24 protein-coding genes and 5 tRNA genes are annotated in these 25,754 nt (G+C 58.3%); 19 read left to right on the top strand and 10 right to left on the bottom strand.

Annotation, left to right across the window (positions count from 1 at the left end; all coding sequences use genetic code 11):
- Positions 1–72: 72 nt before the first annotated feature.
- The 6 genes from ACOYXI_RS12055 (at position 73) to ACOYXI_RS12030 (ending at position 2,325) form a co-directional block, all read left to right on the top strand.
- The gene (locus ACOYXI_RS12055) at positions 73–1,314 is read left to right on the top strand and encodes an aspartate kinase (RefSeq protein ID WP_025112914.1); all 1,242 of its coding nucleotides are present in this window, start codon (positions 73–75) and stop codon (positions 1,312–1,314) included.
- Positions 1,315–1,502: 188 nt separating this feature from the next.
- Entirely contained in the window at positions 1,503–1,691 is a 189-nt protein-coding gene (gene csrA, locus ACOYXI_RS12050) for a carbon storage regulator CsrA (protein WP_002554426.1), read from the top strand.
- Positions 1,692–1,753: 62 nt separating this feature from the next.
- Positions 1,754–1,844 (top strand) — tRNA-Ser (locus ACOYXI_RS12045).
- A gap of 107 nt (positions 1,845–1,951) precedes the next feature.
- Positions 1,952–2,028 (top strand) — tRNA-Arg (locus ACOYXI_RS12040).
- Positions 2,029–2,099: 71 nt separating this feature from the next.
- A tRNA-Arg gene (locus tag ACOYXI_RS12035) sits at positions 2,100–2,176 on the top strand.
- A gap of 72 nt (positions 2,177–2,248) precedes the next feature.
- A tRNA-Arg gene (locus ACOYXI_RS12030) sits at positions 2,249–2,325 on the top strand.
- Positions 2,326–2,343: 18 nt separating this feature from the next.
- Here the strand turns inward: ACOYXI_RS12030 and ACOYXI_RS12025 are convergent.
- Positions 2,344–2,862, bottom strand: coding sequence for a cell envelope protein SmpA (locus tag ACOYXI_RS12025; RefSeq protein WP_461674870.1), 519 nt, complete (start codon positions 2,860–2,862; stop codon positions 2,344–2,346).
- Positions 2,863–3,183: 321 nt separating this feature from the next.
- Between ACOYXI_RS12025 and mgtE the strand changes: the two genes are divergently transcribed.
- Positions 3,184–4,626, top strand: coding sequence for a magnesium transporter (mgtE, locus tag ACOYXI_RS12020; RefSeq protein WP_027612263.1), 1,443 nt, complete (start codon positions 3,184–3,186; stop codon positions 4,624–4,626).
- A 232-nt stretch (positions 4,627–4,858) separates the two neighbouring features.
- Here the strand turns inward: mgtE and ACOYXI_RS12015 are convergent, their stop codons facing one another.
- Entirely contained in the window at positions 4,859–5,185 is a 327-nt protein-coding gene (locus ACOYXI_RS12015; protein WP_003178899.1) for an Arc family DNA-binding protein, read from the bottom strand.
- A 388-nt stretch (positions 5,186–5,573) separates the two neighbouring features.
- Between ACOYXI_RS12015 and phnN the strand changes: the two genes are divergently transcribed.
- Positions 5,574–6,143, top strand: coding sequence for a phosphonate metabolism protein/1,5-bisphosphokinase (PRPP-forming) PhnN (gene phnN, locus ACOYXI_RS12010; RefSeq protein ID WP_461674869.1), 570 nt, complete (start codon positions 5,574–5,576; stop codon positions 6,141–6,143).
- On the opposite strand, the gene ACOYXI_RS12005 is transcribed toward phnN, so the two are convergent.
- Positions 6,118–6,297, bottom strand: a complete 180-nt coding sequence (locus ACOYXI_RS12005; protein WP_027612267.1) for a PA3371 family protein — start codon at positions 6,295–6,297, stop codon at positions 6,118–6,120. The genes phnN and ACOYXI_RS12005 overlap by 26 nt on opposite strands.
- Before the next feature lie 20 nt (positions 6,298–6,317).
- Positions 6,318–6,548 carry a hypothetical protein gene (locus ACOYXI_RS12000; RefSeq protein ID WP_027612268.1) on the bottom strand — a complete coding sequence of 77 codons (231 nt, stop codon included), beginning with the start codon at positions 6,546–6,548 and terminating at the stop codon, positions 6,318–6,320.
- A gap of 294 nt (positions 6,549–6,842) precedes the next feature.
- Here ACOYXI_RS12000 and ACOYXI_RS11995 point away from each other — a divergent pair.
- Positions 6,843–6,919, top strand: a tRNA-Arg gene (locus tag ACOYXI_RS11995).
- Positions 6,920–7,001: 82 nt separating this feature from the next.
- Here the strand turns inward: ACOYXI_RS11995 and ACOYXI_RS11990 are convergent.
- On the bottom strand, positions 7,002–8,453 hold the full coding sequence (locus ACOYXI_RS11990) for a lysozyme inhibitor LprI family protein (protein ID WP_461674868.1): 1,452 nt from the start codon (positions 8,451–8,453) through the stop codon (positions 7,002–7,004).
- Between the two features lie 132 nt (positions 8,454–8,585).
- On the opposite strand from ACOYXI_RS11990, the gene ACOYXI_RS11985 reads away from it, so the two are divergent.
- From ACOYXI_RS11985 to ACOYXI_RS11970, 4 genes are all read left to right on the top strand, one after another.
- Positions 8,586–10,190, top strand: coding sequence for a tetratricopeptide repeat-containing response regulator (locus tag ACOYXI_RS11985; protein WP_047295822.1), 1,605 nt, complete (start codon positions 8,586–8,588; stop codon positions 10,188–10,190).
- The gene (locus ACOYXI_RS11980) at positions 10,187–10,879 is read left to right on the top strand and encodes a sensor histidine kinase (protein ID WP_098965110.1); all 693 of its coding nucleotides are present in this window, start codon (positions 10,187–10,189) and stop codon (positions 10,877–10,879) included. The genes ACOYXI_RS11985 and ACOYXI_RS11980 overlap by 4 nt, the downstream gene beginning before the upstream one ends.
- Positions 10,880–11,079: 200 nt before the next feature.
- A complete protein-coding gene (locus ACOYXI_RS11975) occupies positions 11,080–12,321 on the top strand; it encodes a glutamine synthetase family protein (protein WP_330206669.1) in 1,242 nt (413 codons plus the stop codon).
- Positions 12,322–12,390: 69 nt separating this feature from the next.
- Positions 12,391–13,767, top strand: a complete 1,377-nt coding sequence (locus ACOYXI_RS11970) for an MFS transporter (RefSeq protein ID WP_135296363.1) — start codon at positions 12,391–12,393, stop codon at positions 13,765–13,767.
- Between the two features lie 257 nt (positions 13,768–14,024).
- Here ACOYXI_RS11970 and ACOYXI_RS11965 read toward each other — a convergent pair whose 3' ends face one another.
- The 4 genes from ACOYXI_RS11965 to flgA all read right to left on the bottom strand — a co-directional run bounded on the left by ACOYXI_RS11965 (position 14,025) and on the right by flgA (position 16,628).
- On the bottom strand, positions 14,025–14,771 hold the full coding sequence (locus ACOYXI_RS11965) for a flagellar brake protein (RefSeq protein ID WP_135296362.1): 747 nt from the start codon (positions 14,769–14,771) through the stop codon (positions 14,025–14,027).
- A gap of 92 nt (positions 14,772–14,863) precedes the next feature.
- A complete protein-coding gene (locus tag ACOYXI_RS11960; protein WP_007963060.1) occupies positions 14,864–15,331 on the bottom strand; it encodes a flagella synthesis protein FlgN in 468 nt (155 codons plus the stop codon).
- Positions 15,332–15,379: 48 nt separating this feature from the next.
- A complete protein-coding gene (gene flgM / locus ACOYXI_RS11955) occupies positions 15,380–15,706 on the bottom strand; it encodes a flagellar biosynthesis anti-sigma factor FlgM (RefSeq protein WP_007917589.1) in 327 nt (108 codons plus the stop codon).
- 160 nt (positions 15,707–15,866) lie between these two features.
- Positions 15,867–16,628 carry a flagellar basal body P-ring formation chaperone FlgA gene (gene flgA / locus ACOYXI_RS11950; RefSeq protein WP_027612276.1) on the bottom strand — a complete coding sequence of 254 codons (762 nt, stop codon included), beginning with the start codon at positions 16,626–16,628 and terminating at the stop codon, positions 15,867–15,869.
- Positions 16,629–16,710: 82 nt separating this feature from the next.
- On the opposite strand from flgA, the gene ACOYXI_RS11945 reads away from it, so the two are divergent.
- The 6 genes from ACOYXI_RS11945 (at position 16,711) to flgE (ending at position 21,828) form a co-directional block, all read left to right on the top strand.
- Positions 16,711–17,643 carry a chemotaxis protein CheV gene (locus tag ACOYXI_RS11945; RefSeq protein ID WP_095137138.1) on the top strand — a complete coding sequence of 311 codons (933 nt, stop codon included), beginning with the start codon at positions 16,711–16,713 and terminating at the stop codon, positions 17,641–17,643.
- A gap of 46 nt (positions 17,644–17,689) precedes the next feature.
- The gene (gene cheR, locus ACOYXI_RS11940; protein ID WP_007963053.1) at positions 17,690–18,517 is read left to right on the top strand and encodes a protein-glutamate O-methyltransferase CheR; all 828 of its coding nucleotides are present in this window, start codon (positions 17,690–17,692) and stop codon (positions 18,515–18,517) included.
- A 365-nt stretch (positions 18,518–18,882) separates the two neighbouring features.
- Positions 18,883–19,290 carry a flagellar basal body rod protein FlgB gene (gene flgB / locus ACOYXI_RS11935; RefSeq protein WP_007917581.1) on the top strand — a complete coding sequence of 136 codons (408 nt, stop codon included), beginning with the start codon at positions 18,883–18,885 and terminating at the stop codon, positions 19,288–19,290.
- Positions 19,291–19,293: 3 nt separating this feature from the next.
- Complete coding sequence (gene flgC, locus ACOYXI_RS11930; RefSeq protein WP_003227217.1) at positions 19,294–19,737, top strand: flagellar basal body rod protein FlgC; 444 nt, start codon at positions 19,294–19,296, stop codon at positions 19,735–19,737.
- A 15-nt stretch (positions 19,738–19,752) separates the two neighbouring features.
- Positions 19,753–20,481 carry a flagellar hook assembly protein FlgD gene (flgD, locus tag ACOYXI_RS11925; RefSeq protein WP_223008284.1) on the top strand — a complete coding sequence of 243 codons (729 nt, stop codon included), beginning with the start codon at positions 19,753–19,755 and terminating at the stop codon, positions 20,479–20,481.
- Between the two features lie 30 nt (positions 20,482–20,511).
- Entirely contained in the window at positions 20,512–21,828 is a 1,317-nt protein-coding gene (gene flgE / locus ACOYXI_RS11920; protein ID WP_098965102.1) for a flagellar hook protein FlgE, read from the top strand.
- Between the two features lie 662 nt (positions 21,829–22,490).
- Here flgE and ACOYXI_RS11915 read toward each other — a convergent pair.
- Positions 22,491–25,385, bottom strand: coding sequence for a ribonucleoside-diphosphate reductase subunit alpha (locus ACOYXI_RS11915; protein ID WP_095137143.1), 2,895 nt, complete (start codon positions 25,383–25,385; stop codon positions 22,491–22,493).
- Positions 25,386–25,754: the final 369 nt, after the last annotated feature.

Raw genomic sequence — 25,754 nt, 5'->3', positions numbered from 1 at the left:
CAGTCTAGTGGCGGGCCCGGCGGCTGTTCGAGTGATTATTGGGCGCCCTTCATGGGCAGAGGCGGCTTTGAAATGGCTTTGATCGTACAGAAATTTGGAGGCACCTCGGTCGGCACTGTCGAGAGAATCGAGCAGGTCGCCGACAAGGTTAAGAAATTCCGCGATGCCGGCGATGACCTGGTGGTTGTGCTGTCTGCAATGAGCGGCGAAACCAACCGTCTGATCGATCTGGCCAAGCAAATCAGTGGCGACGTGCAACCGGTTCCGCGTGAACTGGACGTGATCGTTTCCACCGGTGAGCAGGTGACGATTGCCCTGTTGGCCATGGCGCTGATCAAGCGCGGTGTGCCGGCGGTGTCGTACACCGGTAATCAGGTGCGGATCCTGACGGACAGTGCGCACAATAAAGCGCGTATCTTGCAGATTGATGACCAGAAGATTCGCGGTGATCTGAAAGCAGGTCGCGTGGTGGTTGTCGCCGGTTTCCAGGGCGTCGACGAGCACGGCAACATTACCACCCTCGGCCGTGGCGGTTCCGACACCACAGGCGTGGCACTGGCGGCTGCCTTGAAGGCTGACGAGTGCCAGATCTACACCGACGTCGATGGTGTCTACACCACTGACCCGCGTGTGGTGCCGGTCGCTCAGCGTCTGGACAAGATCACCTTCGAAGAGATGCTGGAAATGGCCAGCCTCGGTTCCAAGGTGCTGCAGATCCGTGCGGTGGAATTCGCCGGCAAGTACAACGTTCCGCTGCGCGTACTGCACAGCTTCAAGGAGGGTCCGGGCACCCTCATTACTATTGATGAAGAGGAAACCATGGAACAGCCGATCATTTCCGGCATCGCTTTCAACCGCGATGAAGCCAAGCTGACCATCCGTGGCGTGCCAGACACCCCGGGCGTGGCGTTCAAGATTCTCGGCCCGATCAGTGCCGCGAACATCGAAGTCGACATGATCGTGCAGAACGTTGCGCACGATAACACCACCGACTTCACCTTCACCGTGCACCGCAACGACTACCAGGCCGCACAGACCGTGCTGGAAAACACCGCTCGCGAGATCGGTGCCCGGGAAGTGGTGGGCGACACCAAGATTGCCAAGGTCTCGATCGTCGGCGTCGGCATGCGTTCCCACGCAGGCGTGGCCAGCCGCATGTTCGAATCCCTGGCCAAGGAAAGCATCAACATCCAGATGATCTCGACGTCGGAAATCAAGGTTTCCGTGGTGATCGAAGAGAAGTATCTGGAGCTGGCCGTGCGCGCCCTGCACACGGCTTTCGAACTGGATGCGCCGGCCCGTCAGGGCGAGTAAATCCGGTCACCTGAAGGGCGCGGTCTGACCGCGCCCTTTATTTTTTGAATGGCGCGAGCCCTGAACTGTTCTTTTGCTCGCGCTGGTCAATACTCAGGCATGTAGGGCTACGATCGCTCCGGTTGTAGGTCGGGTGCCTTTTTTTTGCAGACTGTTGTCCCTGAAATGAAATGCGTGAGGAGAAAGGTATGCTGATTCTGACTCGTCGGTGCGCAGAAAGCCTGATTATCGGTGATGGCGAAATCACCGTGACCGTGCTCGGCGTCAAAGGAAATCAAGTGCGCATCGGCGTCAACGCCCCGAAAGAGGTTGCCGTGCACCGTGAGGAAATTTACCTGCGTATAAAGAAAGAGAAGGACGAAGAACCAAGCCATTAATTTTTATCGATTTTTATGTTTGCAAACGGGGAAGAAGGTGGTTAATATACGCCCCGTGTTGCGGAGAGCTGGCCGAGTGGCCGAAGGCGCTCCCCTGCTAAGGGAGTACACCTCAAAAGGGTGTCGGGGGTTCGAATCCCCCGTTCTCCGCCATTATTTGCTTAGTACGTTGTAATCTGGCTTTTTCTGTAAGTTCTTGAATTTATTAGAAAAAGTGGTTGGAATAGAGATTAGACGGGCTATAATGCGGCGCAACAAATGCACTCGTAGCTCAGCTGGATAGAGTACTCGGCTACGAACCGAGCGGTCACAGGTTCGAATCCTGTCGAGTGCACCATTTAAGAGTTGTTTATAGCAATATAAAGAACTCGGCTTCAGCCAGTTGTGGTCTGGTTTAAAAACACAAATGCACTCGTAGCTCAGCTGGATAGAGTACTCGGCTACGAACCGAGCGGTCACAGGTTCGAATCCTGTCGAGTGCACCATTTAAGAGTCGTTTGTAGCAATACAGGCAACTCGGCTTCAACCAGTTGTGATCTGGTCTAAAAACACAAAATGCACTCGTAGCTCAGCTGGATAGAGTACTCGGCTACGAACCGAGCGGTCACAGGTTCGAATCCTGTCGAGTGCACCATATTCAAGAAGCCCGCGTTTAACGCGGGCTTTTTGTTGCCTGCGATTTGGCTTTTCCTTTCACGCATCCCTTCTCGTCAAAATCGACTTGAGCACTTCGGCCTTTTTTCAGGTCATAGCGATAGCTCGTCGTCGACGTTCGAATATTCACCTTGTCCGGTTTGCCGAGCGCGCTCTCGACATCCTGTTGGCTCATGCCGGCAATCACTCGTTGATTGATGATTGCTGCGCGGCGCTGCCTGGCATCGATCAGGTTGCCGCATTTGTCCTCCAGGCGGCCAACGATGCCCGGTTCACGTCCCCTGATTGTTATACCGGATATTTCCTCATGGTTGTGTTCCGGCATGATCGGTACGACGGATCCGGGCGAGTAAGGGTGAACCTGTTGCTCTGAAAGCTGCTCGTCGCTCGCACAGCTCAGGGTCGTGAAGGTGATGCCGCGGTCGGCAGCCTCGCAGCGGTGAAGGGTGGTGGCGGCTCCGGCGAGTGGCAGGCAGAGCAGGCTGGCGACCACAAAAAGGCATGTTCTGGATAGCATTCGACGTCCTCCATGACGGTCTACGCTCAAGGGTAGTCGCTACATTTTTCAACGCCGGTGTGTTTTCTTTTCAAGATGAGTCGTCGCATCTGCACGGGTCAGGACAGCGCTCAACTTTGTCGCGCAAGCACTTGTTTCGACCGCGATTTTTTAACGTTTAAAACCGTCAGGCGGTGTATCATTGCGCCCGTCGGCCCCGCCGGGGCTTATGGAAAACCTCCATGGACTTACCCAGTAGTTACTCAGTAGCCCGTTTCACCAATCATGAATTGACTGATTGATCCTTCCGGCGTGCCCCGCTGCTGGGAGTGGAGTTCGCCTATGTCCGAAATCGAAGTAAAGAAAACCCAGGAAAGCCTGCAGGATCGCCTGGCTCAGGTCGTTGAGCTGCTGCAGCGCCAGAAGGTCGTCGAAGACCTGACTCATCGCCAGGAAGGCGCGCACCACGACCGGGTCGAGAACCTGGTTCACCGGCAGAACCTCGTCGAGCTGCAACGCAAACTCGATGATCTGCACTCCGCCGACGTTGCCTACATCCTTGAAGCCTTGCCGCTGGACGACCGTCTGACGCTCTGGCAACTGGTCAAGGCTGATCGCGACGGCGACATTCTTCTCGAAGTATCCGATTCCGTTCGTGAAACGCTGATCGCCGACATGGACGATCACGAGCTCCTGGCTGCGGCCAAGGACATGGACGCCGACGAACTTGCTGACCTGGCCTCCGAGCTGCCGCGAGACGTCGTCCATGAGCTGATGGAGACGCTCGACCAGCAACAACGCGAGCGCGTGCGTTCGGCCCTGTCCTATGACGAGGAGCAGGTCGGTGCGCTGATGGACTTCGAGATGGTGACCATCCGCGAGGATGTCAGCCTCGAAGTGGTTCTGCGTTACCTGCGTCGGCTCAAAGAGCTGCCGGGCCACACCGACAAACTGTTCGTGGTCGATTACGACGGCGTGCTCAAGGGCGTGCTGCCGATCAAGCGTCTGCTGGTCAACGATCCGGAGAAACAGGTTTCTGAAGTCATGGCCAGCGATCCGGTGAGTTTTCATCCGGACGAGGACGCCTATGACGCGGCTCAGGCGTTCGAGCGTTACGACTTGATCTCGGCCCCGGTGGTCGACAAGAACGGCAAGCTGATCGGCCGTCTGACCATCGACGAAATGGTCGACCTGATTCGTGAGGAGAGCGAAAGCGAAGTCCTCAACATGGCGGGTCTGCGCGAAGAGGAAGACATCTTCGCCTCAGTCTGGAAATCCCTGCGCAACCGTTGGGCGTGGCTGGCGATCAATCTCATCACTGCCTTTGTCGCGTCGCGGGTGATCGGTCTGTTCGAAGGCTCGATCGAGAAGCTGGTGGCGCTGGCGGCGCTGATGCCGATCGTGGCGGGTATCGGCGGTAACTCCGGTAACCAGACGATCACCATGATCGTGCGTGCCATGGCGCTCGACCAGGTCAGCACCGGCAACACCTCGCGTCTGATGCGCAAGGAGCTGGCGGTGGCGTTGATCAATGGTCTGGTCTGGGGTGGGGTGATCGGTGTGGTCGCCTACCTGCTTTACGGCAGTTGGTCGCTGGGTGTGGTGATGACGGCGGCGATGACTCTCAACCTGCTGCTCGCGGCGCTGATGGGGGTGTTGATCCCGATGACGCTGGCCAAGATGGGCCGAGACCCGGCGATGGGCGCCAGCGTGATGATCACGGCCATGACCGACAGCGGTGGCTTCTTCATCTTTCTGGGGTTGGCGACGATCTTCCTGCTCTGATTCGCTGCCATACAAAAGCCCGCCGAAATGGCGGGCTTTTTTGTGCCTGTGTAGTTATCTGTAGTGAGGGGATTTATCCCCGATGGGTTGCGCAGCGACCCCGGAAGAGGGCCTGCTGCGCAGTCCGTCGGGGATAAATCCCCTCACCACAAAGTCTGCCTTGGATTGTCGTGATTAAAATCCGGGTAAAAAAAAGCCAGCACTTAAGCTGGCTTGAGATGTTCGGCACAACTCAGGACGCGTCTGCGGCCATCTCGGCGTCGTGAGCGATCAGCGACACCAGTGCGTTCTGTTGACGGTGCGACAGCTGACGGAAGCGTTGCAGCAGCTCACGCTCATGCAGCGAAAGCTCCGGGCTGTCCAGGCGCATGCTCAACTCTTCGCCCAGTGCACCTTCCTGAATAAGACTCTGCTCAAGGCGCGCAATGATTTCGGAGTTCATGCTGCGATGATGATTGCGAGCCACCTCGGCAATGCGTTCACGCATCCCGTCTGGCAGACGTACGACGAACTTGTCAGCCGTACGGCTGGAATAAATTGCCTGTTTCAATGGGCGCATATATTTAACCGGTTAGTTCAGGGGAGCGGTTCTCGGGATTGGCCGCAGGATGTGTGGTAGGACAAGCATCCGCGCCAAATGGTTCAACCTGAATTGTTAAGAGGCCCGCATCATGCCTCAAAATTGCCAGATCATTGGCGTCAATTCTGTGACAAATATTGAGCTGGGTAAAGGCGTAATGCCAGCACCAATTATCAGAAATGCGGACTGGTTTGAAAACTTTGCCTTGGTCCGCATCAATGACCGCTTCCGGGTGCACATCTGTTGATGTCCGAAGACGTCAGAACGTGCATGCTATGCGGCTTTCAATCCTTGTTCCTTACCTGTACAGGATAGTGGCAATTTGCCGATTTACTAGGGCAAACACCCGTTGGAGGGCGTTTTCAGGATGGATGGCAGGCTTATTTATCTGATGGGACCCTCCGGTTCAGGCAAGGACAGCCTGATCGAGGCCGCGCGTGAGCCTTTGCGTGAGTTGAAATGCGAAATCATCCGCAGAGTGATTACCCGATCAGCGGAATCGGTGGGTGAGGATGCCATCGGCGTGACGCCCGAAGAGTTCGAGCGACGCCAGCAAGCCGGGGATTTCTCGCTGTCCTGGCAGGCCAATGGGCTGGCTTATGGTATCCCGGCAGAAATCGACGAATGGTTGCGCGCTGGACGATCTGTGCTGGTGAACGGCTCACGCGCCAACCTGCGTCAGGCGCTTGAGCGCTATCCGACGCTGCTGCCGGTGCTGCTGACGGTCAACGATGAGGTCTTGCGTGAACGCCTGCTCAGACGAGGGCGGGAGACGCCTGAGCAGATCGATGCGAGACTGGCGCGCAATGCGCTGTTCAAGGACAGAAGGGCAACTGACTTGCCCGTGCATCTGATCGACAACTCGGGCGACCTGGCGGACGCCGTCAAGCAACTGCTGGGCTTGATCCGTCTTAACGCAGCACCGGATCAAACTTGATCCTGCGCCCGGCCACCAGGGCCAGCACAAACAACACCGCAAACACGCCGCAGCCAATCAGGGGCAGGGTGACTGAGGTTTCCTCGAACAGCGAAAAATGCACAACGCCACTCAATAAGGCGAGGATCAGAAATCCTGCGGCTGATCTGGACATGCTGTACTCCTGAAGATATTTCAAAAAACCAGACGTTCGGTGTCGCGCGTCGGCATTGCTTGCTCAGGCTCATTGACTGCCTGCGCCGCGTAGTCGCTCTGATCGCTCAGCACCGCCAACTGCGGCGCTTTCTGCACCTGCAAATAATGCGGCATACGCTGAGCCACCGGTTCAGCACTCTCTGGAACAAAATGAAAGCCAACCAAAACCGCCAGTGCGATAGCGTTTGCGAGCAGGAGAGTGCTGTTCATGGGGCGGACTCCGTTTGTGCTGTTATGAGAACAGAGAAAGCAGCCGTCGTGCCAACAGTCTAACCGCTGTGAAGTCCTTTAAAAACAAGGATTTGCAAGGGTTTTTCATAGGGAGAGGGTTGCAATCTGCAATGATGGCTTTTTGAGGTAGTGCAAATTGCACGGTAAATGTTCCCGCAGTATTGCAAGGCGCCTGCCTACACTTAAAAAGCCCACGGACGACATGACAAATCAGGGGCTGGCCGTTAACATGCACGCCGTCCGTCGCGCCGCGTCCGGCCGCGATAACTCAGTGTCTCAGTAGCTCAATTGGATAGAGCATCCCCCTCCTAAGGGGAAGGTTGGCAGTTCGAACCTGCCCTGGGACACCATCATTCAGAGCCTCGCCAAGGCTCGCAAAAAAGCCCCGCACAGGATGATCTGGCGGGGCTTTTTCGTTTTCATTGCTGCTGTCTAGTTTGCCGCGCCACCCTCGGCTTTGCCTATTGAGATGCTTACTTGAGTTATGTGGCGGCGCCCGTTGACCGTATAGCTTTGTGCCTGCTCTTCTGATCCCGGCTTTCGCAACGCCAGTTGCGCAAACAGCCCGACTTTTTCATCGTAGCTACCAAACCAATTGATCAGTCTGGCGATAAAGCAGTCGTCGCCGATGATCACCGGGAAATCGGCGACGGGTTCAATCGCGTAATAACTTGCGCCGTAGCTGTAATAGTCATCGTCCCCCGGGCCTGATGAGGGGATTGGGCAGATGGGGGCCGAGTTCTTCGACTCCGTATTTCTTATCTTGGATAAACCTAGAATGAGTGCCTTTTGTACGGTGGGGGTCAGTTCATAGGCTGTCGGATTGTCCTGATTCGCCTGAGTGCGAGGCACGTTCAGTTCATAACCATACTGCACCGTTATCGTGGGGACCTGATGATTGATCCGCAGGGGGTTGAGCAGATAGACCTTATCAACACCGTAAGCGCCATCTCGATAGGCGGCGTAAATTCTGTCATGCACCTTGACCCAGTTGACCGCTTGGTTGGCGCCGCGATCATTGGTGTAGAAAAGGGTGGTCTGGGCGTTGGGTTCGGTAGCAGCTTCGGCACCTCGTCTGGTGAACCTGCTTCCTGTGCCGCGCCAGGTTTCGGTGTACCAGAACAACCCGGTGCCGCCTGAGTAGGTTTCAACGATCAGGTCGCGCAATCCATCGCCATCCAGATCGGTAAGGGTGTAAGTCGTTTGACCCATTTCAGAGGCACCTGTGATGTTGGACGCATTTAATGCCTTCCATTCATCCAGGCTCACTCCTTTCGGGATCGTTTCGGGAAAATGCGTTTGCTCATCATCATCGGGAACACCGGCAAACGAAGTTTTATCAAGGCTTACCGTGAATGCACCTAGAGTCTTTTCCAGAGCAAACTCGGGATCAACCTTGCTCGCCGCCTCGATACGTTGCTGCAGCTCGACCATCGCCTGTCTGTCTATCTCGTCGGGCAAGTACGCCAGCGTATCGATCCATTGCGTTTGCAATGATTCGAGCCGTTCGCGATAGCGCTGATTAAGGCAACTGACATTTTCAACGCATTGATTGCGGGTCTTTAGCCAAAGGCGCTGAGCGCCTTTAAGCTCGGTCGTTTTATCTGGCGCTGACTTCATGAGTTTGCTGTATGCAGCACCCATCTGCGCATCCAGCTCATACAACCCTTTATCCGCACAAACAGCATTCTCCACGGCACTCGCCGCTTTCGCACAATCCATTCCTCCCGCCATTGCCTGCTGAAAAAACAGCAGCGCACAGGCGGACACGATGCAACGTCCTTTGATGTACACGAGATAAACCCTGTAGTGAAAAGATGACCCGGCGCGCAGGGTAATCGCTGCCCAAGGAATCTTGAACCCCTCCACTTCAGAGAACCCCACTCCTTGCCGATAACTCCTTCGGCGACCTCAGACTCGCGCGAAATCGCTTGATAGCATTTGGCCTCCAGCTATCATCTGCGCGCCTGTGAAAACGCCCCCGGTTCACCTACTTCAATTGCCTGGAAATCTTCGATGCTGTCGTATCACCAAAAGAGTTTTCTGATCGTCGATGATTTCTCGGATTTCCGCAGTTCCGTCCGCTCGATGCTGCGCGAACTGGGGGTCAAGGATGTGGATACCGCCGATACCGGCGAGCAAGCGCTGAAGATGTGTGCGCAGAAGTCCTACGATTTCATTCTGCAGGATTTCCACCTCGGCGACGGCAAGAAGAACGGCCAGCAGGTGCTGGAAGACTTGATGTCGGAAAAGCTCATCAGCCATGAAGCGGTGTTTGTCATGGTCACGGCCGAGACCAGTCAGGCGATGGTGCTCAGCGCCCTGGAGCATGAGCCGGATGCCTACCTGACCAAGCCGTTCAACCGCTCCGGCCTGGCGCAGCGTCTGGAGCGTCTGGAGCAGCGCAAGACGTTGCTCAAACCGATTCTGCAAGCCCTTGATCGCGGTAAACCGGTCGAGGTGCTCAATGCCTGTATTGCGCTGTGCAAGCAGGACATCCGTTATTCGCCGCTGTGCCTGCGTTATCGCGCCGATGCGCTGCGCGACATGAACCAGAACGAAGCGCTCGAACGCCTCTACGACAGCATCATTGCCGACCGGCCGTTGCCGTGGGCGTTTGCCGGGCTGGGCAAGTTGCTGTTCAAGCGTGGGCAAGTGGCGCAGGCCAAAGATGTCTACGAAAAAGCGCTGAAAGTGTTCCCGATGATGCCGGCGTTGTACGACGGCATGGCCGATGTGCTGGTCGCCGAGGGCGATACCAAAGGCGCGCAGCGGGTGCTGGAGGAGGCGATTCGTTTGTCGCCGCTGGCGGTGCGCCGGCAGGCGTTGCTCGGCAAACTGGCGATGGCCAACGAGGATTTCGACACCGCGTCCCGGGCCTATCGTCAGGCGGTGGCGCAGGGCGCGCAGTCGCGTTTCAAGGACCCGGAAAGCAATCTCGGTCTGGCCCATGCCTTGATCAGCAAGGGCAGTGAGCGCGGGCTCGACACGCGCACGCGGCTGGAGATCAACACCACGCTCAGCGCCGTCGCCAAAGAGAACCCGTCTGACCCCGGCCTGCAGATTCGTGCGCGGCTGATGAAGGCCACCAGTCTGCTGCTCAACGATGCCGAGACCGCCGACAAACTCACCGAACAAGCACTGATGCGCCTCGACGGCATGGAACAGTTCATGAGCCCTGAAGCGGCGCTGCTGGTCGCCAAGCAATTGCAGATGCTCGGTCAGGCCGAGGCGGGCACTTCGATGCTCAAGAGCTGTGCGGAGATCTACGGTGACGATCCGGCGGTGATGAAAGACATCGCCAAGCTCACCGACGATCCGACTATCCTCAGTTCGAGCAACGCCGCCGCCGACCTCAACCGTCAGGGCGTGCGCGTGTACAAGACCGGCAATCTGGTGGAGGCCCGCGAGGTGTTCCGCAAGGCGCTGAAGATGCAACCGAAGAACATCAGTATCGCGCTGAACATGGCCCAGTCGCTGCTGCATGGCACCGACACCAGTGTGCCGTCGGCGGAGCTGGAAGAATGTCGGGCCTGCCTGAAAATGGTCGGCCTGATGCCCGACACCGACGCGCGCTATGCGCGTTATCAGAAGCTGAAAAGCAAGGCGTTTGGCGAATGAACCAAGACGAGCAGGCGCTGGATTTCTCCACGGTGATCGCCTCCACCGTTCATGACATGAAGAACTCGCTGGCGATGCTGATGCAAGCCCACAGCCAGTGGCTGGCGCGCTTGCCCGAAGCGCAACGCGGTGGGGCGGAGCAGGGTGTGATCGACTTCGAGTTCGCCCACCTCAACGGCATGCTGGTGCAACTGCTCGGGCTGTACAAGCTCGGCGTCAACCAGTTGCCGCTGCAACCGGCGTATCACGAGCTGGATGATTTCATTGAGGCGCAACTGGCCGCGCATCAAGAGGTGTTCGCCAGTCGCGGGATCATTGCTACCTACGAAGTTGATCCGCTGAGCCCGCTGGGTTTCTTCGATCGCGAATTGGTTGCGTCGGTATTGGGCAACTGCATCAACAACGCGATTCGTTATGCCCGCGAGTCGCTGCTGATTACCGTGAGCGACGAGGCTGGGCAACTGGTGTTGAGCATCAACGATGACGGCGACGGTTACCCGGCCGAGATGCTCGAGCGGCAGGCCGATTACGTGCAGGGCATCAATCACAGCAGTGGCAGCACCGGGTTGGGTCTGTATTTCGCCAACCGGATTGCCGCGTTGCATCAGCGCAATGGCGTGGTCGGGCACACCGAAATCAGCAATGGCGGACCACTGGGTGGCGGGGTGTTCAGCCTTTATCTGCCGTGACCCGGGTTTTTGTTTGACGCTGCTTGATATTCCGAACAGCCGGAGCCTATTTTGTACGGGTCGCCGTTCGCGGCTCGCACAATAACAAGGATTGCGTCATGACAACCGATGGCCAGCGTTCACTCGCACAGCGACTGACCGGCATTGATGAGATTGAATGTGTCACGCCGGATTTGAACGGCGTGCCGCGCGGCAAGGTGATGACCGCCGAGGGTTTCCTCGAAGGGCGGCGTTTGCAGATGGCGCGGGGAGTGCTGCTGCAATGCATCATGGGCGGTTATCCGCCGGCGCGGTTTTACGGCAGCGATGACGGCGACCTCGCGCTGGTCGCCGAGCCGAGCATGATCCATCCCCTGCCATGGAGCGACGAGCCACGTGCCCTGGCCATCTGCGATGCCGACGAACTGAGCGGCGAAAGCTCCAACCTGTCGACCCGTGGCCAACTCAAGAAAGTCATCGCCCGTTACGCCGCACGCGGTCTGGCGCCGGTAGTGGCGACCGAGCTGGAATTCTTCGTCTTCGCGCCGAACACCGATCCGACTCAGCCGTTCCGTCCGCCAGTCGGCCTCGACGGGCGTCGCGAGGATGGGCAGTCGGCGTTCAGTGTCAGCTCCAACAATGGCCTGCGGCCATTCTTCAGCGAAGTCTATAAATGCATGGCGGCCCTCGGTCTGCCACGCGATACCTTCATGCATGAAATGGGCGTCAGCCAGTTCGAGATCAACTTGCTGCACGGTGATCCGCTGTTGCTCGCCGATCAGACCTTCCTGTTCAAACACCTGCTCAAGGAAGTCGCGCTCAAGCATGGTCTGAGCGTGGTGTGCATGGCCAAACCGCTGGCGCACACACCGGGCAGTTCGATGCACATTCACCAGAGCGTCGTCGAGATCGCCACCGGCAACAACGTGTTCAGTGACGAGAATGGCCAGCCGACCGCAATGTTCCGCCATTTCATCGGCGGGCAGCAGGCGGGCATGGCTGATTTCACCGCGCTGTTTGCGCCGAACGTGAACTCCTATCAGCGTCTGTGTCACCCGTATGCGTCGCCGAACAATGCCTGCTGGTCCCATGACAACCGCGCTGCAGGGCTGCGGATTCCGGCCAGTTCGCCGGTGGCTCGACGCGTGGAAAACCGCTTGCCCGGCGCCGATGCCAACCCGTATCTGGCGATTGCCGCGAGCCTGGCCGCCGGCTTGCATGGGATCGAGCATGAACTGGAGCCGACCGCGGCGATTCAGGGCGAATTCGAAGTGCCGGACAATCTTTCGTTGCCGTGTACCTTGCATGCCGCGCTCGAGCGTCTGAAACGTAGCCAATTGGCCAGGGAACTGTTCGGACAGGAGTTCATCGAAGGCTACATCGCTTCGAAGACCATGGAGTTGACCAGCTTCTTTGATGAAATCACTCCCTGGGAACGGCGTGTTCTAGCAGCCCAGGCCTGACTAACTGTCGCCGTCGGGCTATCGTCTTGATAGTCCGATACTCACTGCAAGGAGCCGCTCGGAACGCCGATGCGCCAAATCTGGAAATCCTTTCGAGCGCTGTATTTCGCCTCGCTGATGATGTTGATCGGCTCGGGCCTTCTATCTACTTACCTGGCATTGCGCCTGGCCGCTGACCATGTCGATGGGCTGTGGGTCGGTGCGCTGATGGCGGCCAACTATTTCGGCCTGGTACTGGGCGGCAAGATCGGTCACCGCTTGATTGCCCGGGTCGGCCACATTCGCGCTTATTCGGCGTGTGCCGGGATCGTCGGCGCGGCGGTGCTCGGGCATGGCCTGGTCGACTGGCTGCCGGCGTGGCTGGTGCTGCGGACCATCGTCGGTCTGGGCATGATGTGCCAATACATGGTGATCGAGAGCTGGCTCAACGAGCAGGCCGACGCCAACCAGCGCGGGCTGGTGTTCAGCGGCTACATGATCGCTTCGTATCTGGGGCTGGTGCTCGGTCAGTTGATTCTGGTCATGCATCCGGGCCTCGGCCTGGAGCTGCTGATGCTGGTCGCGCTGTGTTTTGCCCTGTGTCTGGTGCCGGTGGCGCTGACCCGGCGAATTCACCCGGCGCCACTGCATCCGGCACCGATGGAGCCGCGCTTCTTTATCAAGCGCGTGCCGCAGTCGTTGAGCACGGTGCTGGGGGCCGGTCTGATCATCGGCTCGTTCTACGGTCTGGCACCGCTGTATGCCTCGCAGCAGGGGCTGTCGACCGAGCAGGTCGGTCTGTTCATGGGTAGCTGCATTTTTGCCGGGCTGCTGGTGCAGTGGCCGTTGGGCTGGTTGTCCGACCGTTATGACCGGGCGCTGCTGATTCGCTGTTTTGCCGGGTTCCTGGCGGTGGCGGCGTTGCCGTTGGCGATCCTGCCGCAGGTGCCGCTGGAAGTTCTGTTTGTCGTCGGGTTCATGTGTTCGCTGGTGCAGTTCTGCCTGTACCCGCTGGCGGTGGCGTTTTCCAACGACCACGTCGAGGGCGATCGCCGGGTGTCGCTGACGGCGATGCTGCTGGTGACCTACGGTGTCGGTGCGAGCATCGGCCCGCTGCTGGCAGGTGTGCTGATGAAGCTGTTTGGCAGTCAGAGTCTGTACGCGTTTTTCAGTTTCTTCGCGCTGGTGCTGGTGTGGCGCATTCGCCCGAAAGCGGTGACCAATCTGCATCAGGTCGACGACGCGCCGCTGCACCACGTGGCGATGCCTGACAGCATGTCCAGCTCGCCGTTGGTGGCAGCACTCGATCCGCGAGTGGATGAGCAGGTGGTGCAGGAGCAGATGCAGACCACGGTTACGCCAGAACCGGAGCCGGAACCCGAAGTGCAGTCTGAAGCGGCGGTGGAAGCTGATCCGGCTGATGAGGGGGATAAACCGACGCCGGACATCAGTGGTGCCAGACCCTGAATCGGGTGAGGGTAAGGCTGTTCAAAGAATGATGCTTTAACTGTGGTGAGGGGATTTATCCCCGACCGGCTGCGAAGCAGTCGCAAAATCAACGCATGCGAAGTATCTGATACTGCGCATCGGCAGGTTTTGGGGGCGCTACGCGACCCATCGGGGATAAATCCCCTCGCCACAGGGATCTCCAGGCCAGGACGGGACAATGGAAATAGAAAAGGGCAGTCCCGCGAGGGGCTGCCCTTTCTATTTGCCTGTACGAATCACAGATCGTCTTTATCGAACCGGCGTGCTTCACGCTGCAACTGATAGACGAAGCGTTCGACGTTGCGCGCCGCCTGGCCGCTGATGTTGTGGAAACGCAGACCAGCGAAGGTGATGTTGAGCTTTTCTTCGAAGTGCAGATAACGCAGTTCGACCGAGATCGGTTGATTGCCAAACAGCGGGGTGGCGATCATGCGGTCGTAGACCTGGCCCAGTTGCAGGCGGTCGGTGATGTCGCCTTCAAAGCGCAGCTTGCAACCGGTGGCGGAAATATCCAGCAGTTTGCCGTTGATCGGCGCTTTGAGCTTTTCGCCGCCGAGTTCGACGCTGACCAGGTCAGTCAGCTTCAGGGCTGCACGAAAGGCGTTGCGGCGCTGGTGGTAAACCACCTCGGTCGGCAGGTCACCGGTGTAGAAGCGATCGCCCTCGGACTCTTCAATGTTCAGCGTACCGGTGCATTCCCAGGCGATGCGCACGCCCTCGTGGAAGCCTTCGACCTTGAACGGTTCGCCCGCCTGCAGAAAGCGCTCGCCATCGCGCGGGATCATCTCGTCCAGGGCAATCGTCGCGGTATCGCGGTCGACCTTGATCAGGTAGCTCTGAAAGCGCTGGCTGCGCTCGTGGAACGTGATGATCAGCGGATCGTGGCTTTCTTGCAGCTGGCGCAGGTTGCTGGAGATTTCCAGGGGCGTGGTCAGCACCTTTGGTGGCTGCGGACTATCATCCGCGCTTAGGGCGTTTGGCACGTTTTCTCAATCTCCAGACAAAATTTGACTACGACTAGCCAGCATTTTGCCAGCATGTTTCGCGGGTTGATAGTGCAGGCACATCGAATGGCTCACGCCTGGCTGAGCGTACGCGGCTTGGTGGGTTTGGCGAAAGTGCCCGAGGCGTCATACAACGCTGGCGGCTCGCCCCCGGTGAGGATTTTCAGCTGATTGGCCGTGGCGGCCTGCTGAATCTGGATCGACTGGCCGTTCTTGACGTTCGCCGCCTGGCACTGGGCAATCAGGTCGGTCAACACGTCGCTCTGGGCCAGCAACTGGTCGCCAATGCTCGAGTGGCTGGCCAGTTGCTCCAGGCCCTGACGGTCGAGCGGCAGGTTGAGGCTGGCGAGGATTTCGCTGCGCTTGCGGCCATGCTGTTCAAGCAAAATGATCAATGCCTGTTTGCGCGCCAGAATGTCTTCGAGCAAAGGCATGTCGCGACCGTGCAAAGCGAGGGACTCGGTTTGCAGCAACTCCAGCAATTGTTGAGCTGGAGCAAAGTCGTCGGTGATCAGTTGCAATAAATTAGTGTCGTGCATGGCTGGCCTTGGGTTTTAAGCGTCCAAAAGCCTGGCGCCGGCAAAAGCCTAGCGCTGGGCTTCGAAGTTGAGCAGTTTGCTGGCTACACGGTTGCTGTCGACTTTATAGCTGCCATCGGCAATCGCTGCTTTCAACTCGGCCACCCGGGCTTTGTCGACGGCAGGCTGATCGCGCAGCTTGTCAGTGACCTTCTGCAACTGTTGAGCCTCATTGCTGAGGTGTACCGATTCCCCGCTTTTTGCGGTACTGGCCGTTTCGGCCTGGGTATTCAGCGGCGCGGAGGTGCCGGATTCGGCGGTTTCCTTGGCGTTGCTGGTACGTGTACTGCCCGTAAGTGACGAGGAGCTGTTCAAACGGCTGAAATCGATGACCATGTTAAAAACCTCTGGGAATTTGGACGCTTGCCATGTTCTCGGCCATTCCCTGGAAAACTTTAGGCTCACTTTGCAATGAGCTGCATGTGCCGAAGCGTGTTCTGCTGCGGCACAGTTTAGGGAAGCATCGAGGCCGGCGCCAGTTTTCTGCCTGAGCGTTTTACATGGCCACTTCCACCTGGCCCGGCGCGATGACCTGCGCCTTGATCACCCGGTTGGAATTGAGGTTTTTCACCCGGATCTGTTCTTTCAAACCGCCATTGGCCAGGGCTTCGCCGGGCATGCGCACAGCGAGCGTACCGCTGCGGGCGATGATGACCACCTGATCACCCTTGCGCACCACTTCAGCCTGTTCCAGATGCACCAGGGTAATCACCTGATCGGCGACCGTTGGTCGGGTCAATTTCTGCCCGATGGCTTCATCCACCGACGTCAGGAAACCCTGATTGATCTGGCTGATGTCGCGTTCACGCAAGGTCACATCCTGCGGCTCGATAATTCCGGCGCGTTTCAGCGGGCGGGTGGTGGTGACAATCTCGCGAAACAGGCGGACTTGAGCGGGCACGAACACCGTCCACGGCGAGCTTCCCTCGCACCGGACCTTGACCGTTACCCGGCCCAGCGGACGGGCCGGACTCTCCAGCGACGCTGTCAATTCCTTGTCGCACATAGGCATGCGCATACGCGGGTCGAGCTGGTTGACCTCGATTTCGTAGCGGCCTTCCGTTTGACTGGTAGCCAGATAGTCTTCTACGGTGAACTCAAGAAAGCCTTGGGTGACGCCGATAAGCATGTCAGGCAAGGTAACCGTATCAGCACCGGCAGGGCTGCCAGCGAAGAAGAAGCAGACGGCAGACACCGCGCACAGCGCTTTGCGGGTGCGGGAGGTCAGGCGTCGGAAAAATGTCGTTTGAGCGTTCATACGAGTTAAAAAGCAAGCGCCGTGCCGTTTAGCAATGAATGTGCGTCGCAACAACACTTGGCGTTGGTGTAGGAGTCTGGGCATGGCTGGTGTAATGGATTCGGTGAACCAGCGCACGCAACTGGTAGGGCAGAATCGCCTGGAGCTGTTGTTGTTCCGTCTTGACGGTCAGCAGCTCTACGGCATCAACGTGTTCAAGGTGCGGGAAGTGCTGCAATGCCCGTCGCTGACGTTGATGCCCAAGTCCAGTCCTGTCGTGTGCGGGGTGGCGAATATCCGGGGGGCGACCATTCCGATCCTTGATCTGGCAATGGCGACCGGTTCCGGGGCGTTGAAAGACAAGAACAGTCCGTTCGTGATCATCACGGAGTACAACACCAAGACCCAGGGTTTCCTGGTTCGCTCGGTGGAGCGCATCGTCAACATGAACTGGGAAGAGATCCATCCGCCGCCCAAGGGCACGGGGCGCGATCACTACCTGACGGCTGTGACTCGGGTCGACAATCAGTTAGTCGAAATCATCGATGTCGAGAAGGTGCTGGCGGAAGTGGCGCCGACGCCCGAGGCGATTTCGGTCGGTGTGGTCGATGTTGAGACCCAGAGCAAGGCGTTGTCGCTGCGGGTGCTGACGGTCGATGACTCGTCGGTGGCGCGCAAGCAGGTCACGCGTTGCCTGCAGACGATCGGGGTTGAAGTGGTGGCGCTGAACGACGGCAAGCAGGCGCTGGATTACCTGCGCAAGCTGGTCGAAGAGGGCAAGAAGCCGGAAGAAGAGTTCCTGATGATGATTTCCGACATCGAGATGCCGGAGATGGACGGGTACACCCTGACGGCGGAGATCCGCAGCGACCCGCGCATGCAAAAGCTTCATATCATCCTGCATACTTCGTTGTCGGGGGTATTCAATCAGGCGATGGTCAAGAAAGTCGGTGCCGATGACTTCCTGGCCAAATTCCGTCCTGATGACCTGGCATCCCGGGTAGTCGACCGGATCAAAGCAGCAGATATCAGCTAGGGACCTTTTGTCTCTGGCGGTCAACACGATTTAAGAGGCGGCATCATTGTCTACGGGTAATTTGGATTTCGAACAATTCCGGGTCTTCCTGGAAAAAGCCTGTGGCATTTTGCTCGGTGAAAACAAGCAGTACCTGGTCTCGAGCCGTCTCAACAAACTGATGGAGCAGCAAGGCATCAAGTCCCTGGGTGAGCTGGTACAGCGCATCCAGACCCAGCCGCGCAGCGGTTTGCGCGAGCAGGTGGTCGATGCCATGACGACCAACGAAACCCTGTGGTTTCGGGACACCTATCCGTTTGAAGTCTTGAAGAACAAGGTGCTGCCCGAGGCAATCAAGGCCAGTCCCAACCAGCGTCTGCGGATCTGGTCGGCGGCGTGCTCGTCGGGTCAGGAACCGTATTCGCTGTCGATGTCGATCGATGAGTTCGAGCGCAGCAACCTCGGTCAGTTGAAGATGGGCGTGCAGATTGTTGCCACGGACTTGTCCGGCAGCATGCTGACCAACTGCAAGACCGGCGAGTACGACAGCCTGGCGATCGGTCGCGGTTTGTCCGCCGATCGTCTGCAGCGCTACTTCGACCCGAAAGGGCCGGGGCGCTGGGTGATCAAGGCGCCGATCAAGAACCGGGTGGAATTCCGTTCGTTCAACCTGCTCGACAGCTACGCGAGTCTGGGCAAGTTCGACATCGTGTTCTGCCGCAACGTGCTGATCTACTTCTCCGCCGAGGTGAAGAAAGACATCCTGTTGCGCATTCACAGCACGCTGAAGCCGGGCGGGTATCTGTTTCTTGGCGCGTCCGAAGCGCTGAACGGTCTGCCGGATCATTACCAGATGGTCCAGTGCAGCCCGGGGATCATTTACCAGGCGAAGTGATTGCATCGGCAACACGAGAAACGGGAGTCCTTGGGGGCTCCCGTTTTTTTGTGCCTGAATTATCTCCCTCACACGCCACAAAATCCCCTGTGGGAGCGGGCTTGCTCGCGAAGGCGGTGTGTCAGGAAAACAAATACTGACTTAGATGACGCTTTCGCGAGCAAGCCCGCTCCCACAGTTGTCCGGTGTCGGCGAGAGCACGCAAGCGGCAGAAAAGCGGCAGCCAGCGGAAACCGGTTGCCGCTTTTCTGGCATTGCCGCTTTGCCGGCTCCTCGCAAAGCCCCGGTTTACGGGGGTTGTTCTGTTTGGCACGGCGCTTGCTAAAGCTCAGGTACGAAAAACCGGTCACCCGAAGGTTCCCGACATGAGCATCAGCTTCGATAAAGCGCTCGGCATTCACGAAAAGGCATTGGGCTTCCGCGCCCAGCGTGCCGAAGTGCTGGCCAACAACATCGCCAACGCCGATACCCCGAACTACAAGGCTCGGGATCTGGACTTCTCCAAAGTGCTCGAAGCACAGACCCAGAAGAACGCCAACGGCACCATCGCCCTGAACATGACCAACAGCCGTCACATCGAAGCTGAAGGCCTGGGCAATGGCGACGAATCGCTGATGTATCGCACGCCGATGCAGCCTTCGATCGACCAGAACACCGTGGACGCTCAGCTTGAGCAGTCGAACTACGCGGAAAACGCGGTCGGCTTCCAGGCCAGCTTCACCCTGCTCAACAGCAAATTCAAAGGGCTGGTGTCAGCCCTGCGCGGAGAGTAATCCATGTCCCTGTCCAGCGTTTTCAACATTGCCGGCAGCGGCATGAGCGCACAAACCACGCGTCTGAACACCGTGGCTTCGAACATCGCCAACGCCGAAACCGTTTCGTCGAGCATTGACCAGACCTACCGCGCCCGTCACCCGGTGTTCGCCACCATGTTCCAGGGCGGCCAGAACAGTGGCAGCAACTCGCTGTTCCAGAGCCAGGACGCCGCAGGGCAGGGCGTGCAGGTACTTGGCGTGGTCGAAGACCAGAGCAATCTCGAAGCGCGTTACGAGCCGAACCATCCGGCCGCTGACGCCAAGGGCTACGTCTACTACCCGAACGTCAACGTGGTGGAAGAAATGGCTGACATGATTTCCGCGAGCCGTTCGTTCCAGACCAACGCCGAAATGATGAACACCGCCAAAACCATGATGCAGAAGGTACTGACCCTCGGTCAGTAATAAGGGGCGACGGCCATGAGTGTTACCGATACCACCAGCAGCCTGAGCATGAATGACATCCTGGCGAACTCCTCGAAGAAAACGAGCAGTTCGACCACCGGTGGCATTGCTTCGGCCACCAACAGCGCCACTGGCGGCAAAGCCCTGGGCAAGGATGCGTTCCTGCAACTGCTGGTCACCCAGCTGAAAAACCAGAACCCGCTTGATCCGCAGGACAACAGCGCTTTCGTAGCGCAGTTGGCGCAGTTCAGCAGCCTTGAGGGCATCACCACCCTCAACAGCACCGTCAGTTCGCTGGCCGGCAACTACAGCTCCTCGCAAGCCCTGCAGGCGTCGTCGCTGGTTGGCCGTAACGTGATCGTGCAGACCAACACCGTGCAATTGGACGACCCAAGCAAAGGCATGACCGGTTCGGTCACCGTGCCGTCGTCGATTGCCGGTGGCACGGTCAGCATTACCGACAGCAGCGGCACGGTGGTTCGCACCATCGATCTGGGCAGTCGCGCCGCAGGCAGCGCGAGCTTCACCTGGGACGGCAAGGACAAGGACGGCAATCTGGTGAAGACCGGTACCTATACCGTCAAAGCCAACGCCTCGATCAATGGCACCGCGACCGATATGGCGACCTACCTGCCAGCCACGGTCAACAGCGTGACCATCAGCCAGACCGGTGGCGAGCTGATGCTCAACCTGTCCGGCAAGGGCACCGTCGCCCTGTCCAAAGTACAAACCATTGGTATATAGAGCCGACTAACCGGCACAAAGGAGTGGAATATGTCTTTCAATATCGGCCTTAGCGGTCTCTATGCAGCCAACAAACAACTGGACGTGACCGGCAACAACATCGCCAACGTCGCGACCGCCGGTTTCAAATCGTCCCGTGCAGAATTCGAAGACGTTTACTCGTCGACCCGTCTGGGCAGTGGCAGCAAGGTCATCGGTAACGGTGTACGCCTGGCCAACGTTTCTCAGCAGTTCACCCAGGGTGACATCAACAACACCGGTAACGTGCTGGACATGGGTATCAACGGTTCCGGTTTCTTCACCATGAGCAACAACGGTTCGGTTTCCTATACCCGTGCCGGTACCTTCAAGGTCGACAACGCTGGTTACATCACCAACACCGACTACACCTCGCGCCTGCAGGGTTACGGTGTGGATGCCAACGGCAAGATCATCAATGGTGTGCTGACTGACCTGAAGATCGACACTTCCAACCTGGCGCCGAAGTCCACCTCGCTGGTGACCTCGACCATCAACCTGGACTCGACCGCTCCAGTAATCGACGACACAGTGCCCGCCGGCAAGTTCGATCCGAACAACCTCGCGACCTACACCAAATCGTTCAGCACGCCGATCTATGACAGTCAGGGCAACATGCACCCGATGGATCAGTACGTGGTCAAGACCGGTGCCAACACCTGGAAGGTCTACACCCTGGTAGACGGTCGTAATCCGGACGCTACCGGTAGCGATCCGAAGGTCACCGCGCCGACACCTTCGACCATGACGTTTGACTCCGCTGGCAAGCTGACTCAGGTCAGCACTCTGCCGGGTCCGGTGATCAGCAGTGACCTCAAGCTCAGTGGCTGGGTCCCGGGTAATGTGATCAACGGTACATTCAAGCCTAATGGTGCAGCCGCGAACCCGGCAGGCATCACCATTTCGATGGCTCAGACCACCCAGTACAACGCCGATACCGCCCGTTCGATCCCGACTCAGGATGGTTACGCCACTGGCCAGATCACCAACCTGACCATTGATGGCACCGGTACCCTGTTCGCCAACTTCAGCAACAACCAGAGCAAGGCCATCGGCCAGGTTGCGCTGGCCAGCTTCACCAACGAACAGGGCCTGCAGGCTATCGGTGGTACCAGCTGGAAAGAGACCTTCGCTTCCGGTATTCCGGGCTACGACGCGCCGAAAACCGGGACCTTGGGTGAGGTGGTATCCAACTCGCTGGAAGAGTCGAACGTTAACCTGACCAACGAGCTGGTGGACCTGATCAAGGGCCAGAGCAACTATCAGGCGAACGCCAAGACCATTTCGACCCAGAGCACCATCATGCAAACCATCATTCAGATGACCTGATTGCGGTTTCTGGTTGTGCAAGGGAGCCCCTCTTTTTGAGGGGCTTTTTTGTGGGCTATTGTTTTGTGGGCTTATCCGTTGCTGCGGTAACGGCTACTTAGGGTTTCGCCCTTACGGCGAGTCACTTTTGCAGACGCCCAAAAGTAACCAAAACGCTTCAGCCCCAACGTTCGGCCCTCGCCGTGGCTCGGGTTCCTTCGCTCCGGGATCGATCCGGGCGCATCGCCTCCGGTTTGCTTCGCTGCACCTCCTCTCGCTGTGTTTGGCTTCGCCAAACGGTCGCTTCGCTCCCACCCCCGGATAAATCCCTCCACTCAGCCTGCCGACGGGACCGGTACGGCAAAATCAAAAGCTTTCGGCGAGCTGACACTCGGCCATTGAGTGGTGAAAAGCATGCGCTTGGCTTTTGCTCTTCTGTGGAAGCCAGCCTGCTGGCGATGGCGGCCTGCCAGATGTACTCATCCTCTGGAGCTGCCGAAGGCTGCAATCTTTTGATCTGTGGCAGCAGCACTAAAGATCAAAAGATCGCAGCCTCGTTGCACTCGACAGCTCCTACAGTTAAATGGCAGACAAAAGAAAACCCCCGACAAACCAGAAGTCTGTCGGGGGTTTTCTTTTGCCTGGAAGCATCAGGCGTCTCGCGACGCCTGACCCGGCTCAGCTTATTGGCAAGCTTCGCAATCCGGCTCGTCGATCGCGCAAGCCTTTGGCACTGGCGCTGGGCCGGCCGGAGCTGCCAGAACCGAATCGTCGCCGTGGTTGCCGCCGCTGGAAACAGCGTTCAGCTTGCCGGTGTTGATGGTCGACTTCTCGGTGCTGGTCGCAGCCAGGGCACGGAGGTAGTAAGTGGTTTTCAGACCACGGTACCAGGCCATGCGGTAGGTCACGTCGAGCTTCTTGCCCGAGGCACCGGCGATGTACAGGTTCAGCGACTGGGCCTGGTCGATCCACTTCTGACGACGGCTTGCCGCGTCAACGATCCACTTGGTGTCCACTTCGAACGCGGTCGCGTAGAGCTCTTTGAGTTCTTGCGGGATGCGCTCGATCTGCTGAACCGAACCGTCGTAGTACTTCAGGTCGTTGATCATGACCGAGTCCCACAGACCGCGAGCCTTGAGGTCGCGAACCAGGTACGGGTTGATCACGGTGAATTCGCCCGACAGGTTCGATTTCACATACAGGTTCTGGTAGGTCGGTTCGATCGACTGCGATACGCCGGTGATGTTGGCGATGGTTGCGGTCGGTGCGATGGCCATGATGTTGGAGTTACGAATGCCTTTCTGTACACGGGCGCGAACCGGTGCCCAGTCCAGGGTTTCGTTCAGGTCAACGTCGATGTACTTCTGGCCACGTTGCTCGATCAGGATCTGTTGCGAATCCAGTGGCAGGATGCCTTTGGACCACAGCGAACCGTTGAAGGTCTCGTAAGCACCACGCTCGTCGGCCAGGTCGCAGGACGCCTGGATCGCGTAGTAGCTGACCGCTTCCATCGACTTGTCGGCGAACTCGACGGCAGCGTCGGAACCGTAAGGGATGTGCTGCAGGTACAGCGCGTCCTGGAAGCCCATGATGCCCAGACCGACCGGACGGTGGCGGAAGTTGGAGTTCTTCGCTTGCGGCACCGAGTAGTAGTTGATATCGATCACGTTGTCGAGCATGCGCACGGCGGTGTTCACGGTGCGTTGCAGCTTGGCGGTGTCCAGCTTGCCGTCGACGATGTGGTTCGGCAGGTTGATCGAGCCCAGGTTGCAAACGGCGATCTCGTCCTTGTTGGTGTTCAAGGTGATCTCGGTGCACAGGTTCGAGCTGTGAACCACGCCGACGTGCTGCTGCGGGCTACGCAGGTTGCACGGATCCTTGAAAGTCAGCCATGGGTGGCCGGTTTCGAACAGCATGGAGAGCATTTTGCGCCACAGGTCTTTGGCCTGGATGGTCTTGAACAGCTTGACCTTGCCCGGGTACTCGGTCAGGGCTTCGTAGTACTCGTAGCGCTCTTCGAAGGCTTTGCCGGTCAGATCGTGCAGGTCCGGCACTTCGGAAGGCGAGAACAGGGTCCACTTGCCGTCATCGAAGACACGCTTCATGAACAGGTCAGGGATCCAGTTGGCGGTGTTCATGTCGTGGGTACGACGACGATCATCACCGGTGTTCTTGCGCAGTTCGATGAACTCTTCGATGTCCATGTGCCAGGTTTCCAGGTAGGCACACACAGCGCCTTTGCGCTTGCCACCCTGGTTAACGGCTACGGCGGTGTCGTTCACTACTTTCAGGAACGGAACCACGCCTTGCGACTTGCCGTTGGTGCCCTTGATGTACGAACCCAGGGCGCGCACAGGGGTCCAGTCGTTGCCCAGGCCGCCAGCGAATTTCGACAGCATGGCGTTGTCGTGGATCGCGTGGTAGATGCCCGACAGATCGTCCGGAACGGTGGTCAGGTAGCAGCTCGACAGCTGTGGACGCAGGGTACCGGCGTTGAACAGGGTCGGAGTCGAAGCCATGTAGTCGAAGGACGACAGCAGGTTGTAGAACTCGATCGCACGGTCTTCTTTCTGCTTCTCTTCGATCGCCAGGCCCATGGCCACGCGCATGAAGAAGATCTGCGGCAGTTCGAAACGCACGCCATCCTTGTGGATGAAGTAACGGTCGTACAGGGTCTGCAGGCCCAGGTAGGTGAATTGCTGATCGCGCTCGTGGTTGATCGCCTTGCCCAGTTTTTCCAGGTCGAAGGTGGCCAGCACAGGGTTCAGCAGTTCGAACTCGATACCTTTGGCGATGTAAGCCGGCAGTGCCTTGGCGTACAGGTCGGCCATTTCGTGGTGAGTGGCGCTCTCGGCCACACCCAGGAAACCCAGACCTTCGGCACGCAGGGTGTCCATCAGCAGGCGGGCGGTGACGAACGAGTAGTTCGGCTCGCGCTCGACCAGGGTACGCGCGGTCATTACCAGTGCGGTGTTGACGTCGTTCAGGGCCACGCCGTCGTACAGGTTCTTCAGGGTTTCGCGCTGGATCAGGTCGCCGTCGACTTCAGCCAGGCCTTCGCAGGCTTCGGTGACGATGGTGTTCAGGCGGCCCATGTCCAGCGGCGCGAGGCTGCCATCGGCACGGGTGATGCGGATCGACGGGTGCGCGTCGACCGCAGCTTCTACCGGCGCATGGGCTGCGCGTTCTTTCGAGCGGCCGTCACGGTAGATCACGTAGTCACGAGCGACTTTCTGCTCGCCGGCACGCATCAGGGCCAGTTCGACCTGGTCCTGGATCTCTTCGATGTGGATGGTGCCGCCCGACGGCATGCGACGCTTGAAGGTCGCGGTGACCTGTTCGGTCAGGCGCGCAACGGTGTCGTGGATTCGCGACGAAGCGGCAGCGGTGCCGCCCTCAACTGCGAGAAACGCTTTGGTGATAGCGACGGTGATCTTGTCATCGGTGTAAGGAACGACAGTGCCATTACGCTTGATCACGCGCAGTTGACCAGGCGCGGTGGCGGCCAGATCCGAATTCGAATCGGCGGCCTGCGGCAAGGTGCCCTGCGGGTTCTCGCGAGTTGTGTCGGTTTGCATGGGTGTCTCCACGTTCTCTATGTTTGTTTGGGCACCATCAAGGTGCCCACCGTTCCGTCCTGAAGCACTACAACCGGCACGCGCCGGGCATAACGACTTCGGGACAGTTCAGGAAGGGGGCCTTGTGAGCGCCGCTTCCATGCCGAAGTCTTCGGTTCGCGCGATACGCGTGAGACCGCATTCCTTTCGGGGAGCAGATTCGTCACTGCAACACCCGTACCGTTATCGTCGTGGTCGACTGAAAAACGGTAGCCATCCGCAGGCGCGGTTTGGGCTTTCGAAAATACGTTTGGTTCAACCCGACAATGGCAATAAAAAGCCTTGAATTCACTGTCCGGTTTGTGTTTGGTTTTTTGCGAAAACCCCTAC

This window comes from Pseudomonas sp. G3-19 (genome assembly GCF_054855875.1).
The sequence above is the reverse complement of the archived record's forward strand: the minus strand, read 5'-3'. Positions and strand labels throughout refer to the sequence as shown.

Coding starts and splice junctions, on each gene's coding strand:
- ACOYXI_RS12055 (WP_025112914.1), top strand. CDS start 73: ATGGCTTTGATCGTACAGAAATTTGGAGGCACCTCGGTCGGCACTGTC.
- csrA (WP_002554426.1), top strand. CDS start 1,503: ATGCTGATTCTGACTCGTCGGTGCGCAGAAAGCCTGATTATCGGTGAT.
- ACOYXI_RS12025 (WP_461674870.1), bottom strand. CDS start 2,862: ATGCTATCCAGAACATGCCTTTTTGTGGTCGCCAGCCTGCTCTGCCTG.
- mgtE (WP_027612263.1), top strand. CDS start 3,184: ATGTCCGAAATCGAAGTAAAGAAAACCCAGGAAAGCCTGCAGGATCGC.
- ACOYXI_RS12015 (WP_003178899.1), bottom strand. CDS start 5,185: ATGCGCCCATTGAAACAGGCAATTTATTCCAGCCGTACGGCTGACAAG.
- phnN (WP_461674869.1), top strand. CDS start 5,574: ATGGATGGCAGGCTTATTTATCTGATGGGACCCTCCGGTTCAGGCAAG.
- ACOYXI_RS12005 (WP_027612267.1), bottom strand. CDS start 6,297: ATGTCCAGATCAGCCGCAGGATTTCTGATCCTCGCCTTATTGAGTGGC.
- ACOYXI_RS12000 (WP_027612268.1), bottom strand. CDS start 6,548: ATGAACAGCACTCTCCTGCTCGCAAACGCTATCGCACTGGCGGTTTTG.
- ACOYXI_RS11985 (WP_047295822.1), top strand. CDS start 8,586: ATGCTGTCGTATCACCAAAAGAGTTTTCTGATCGTCGATGATTTCTCG.
- ACOYXI_RS11980 (WP_098965110.1), top strand. CDS start 10,187: ATGAACCAAGACGAGCAGGCGCTGGATTTCTCCACGGTGATCGCCTCC.
- ACOYXI_RS11975 (WP_330206669.1), top strand. CDS start 11,080: ATGACCGCCGAGGGTTTCCTCGAAGGGCGGCGTTTGCAGATGGCGCGG.
- ACOYXI_RS11970 (WP_135296363.1), top strand. CDS start 12,391: ATGCGCCAAATCTGGAAATCCTTTCGAGCGCTGTATTTCGCCTCGCTG.
- ACOYXI_RS11960 (WP_007963060.1), bottom strand. CDS start 15,331: ATGCACGACACTAATTTATTGCAACTGATCACCGACGACTTTGCTCCA.
- flgM (WP_007917589.1), bottom strand. CDS start 15,706: ATGGTCATCGATTTCAGCCGTTTGAACAGCTCCTCGTCACTTACGGGC.
- flgA (WP_027612276.1), bottom strand. CDS start 16,628: ATGAACGCTCAAACGACATTTTTCCGACGCCTGACCTCCCGCACCCGC.
- ACOYXI_RS11945 (WP_095137138.1), top strand. CDS start 16,711: ATGGCTGGTGTAATGGATTCGGTGAACCAGCGCACGCAACTGGTAGGG.
- flgB (WP_007917581.1), top strand. CDS start 18,883: ATGAGCATCAGCTTCGATAAAGCGCTCGGCATTCACGAAAAGGCATTG.
- flgC (WP_003227217.1), top strand. CDS start 19,294: ATGTCCCTGTCCAGCGTTTTCAACATTGCCGGCAGCGGCATGAGCGCA.
- flgD (WP_223008284.1), top strand. CDS start 19,753: ATGAGTGTTACCGATACCACCAGCAGCCTGAGCATGAATGACATCCTG.
- flgE (WP_098965102.1), top strand. CDS start 20,512: ATGTCTTTCAATATCGGCCTTAGCGGTCTCTATGCAGCCAACAAACAA.
- ACOYXI_RS11915 (WP_095137143.1), bottom strand. CDS start 25,385: ATGCAAACCGACACAACTCGCGAGAACCCGCAGGGCACCTTGCCGCAG.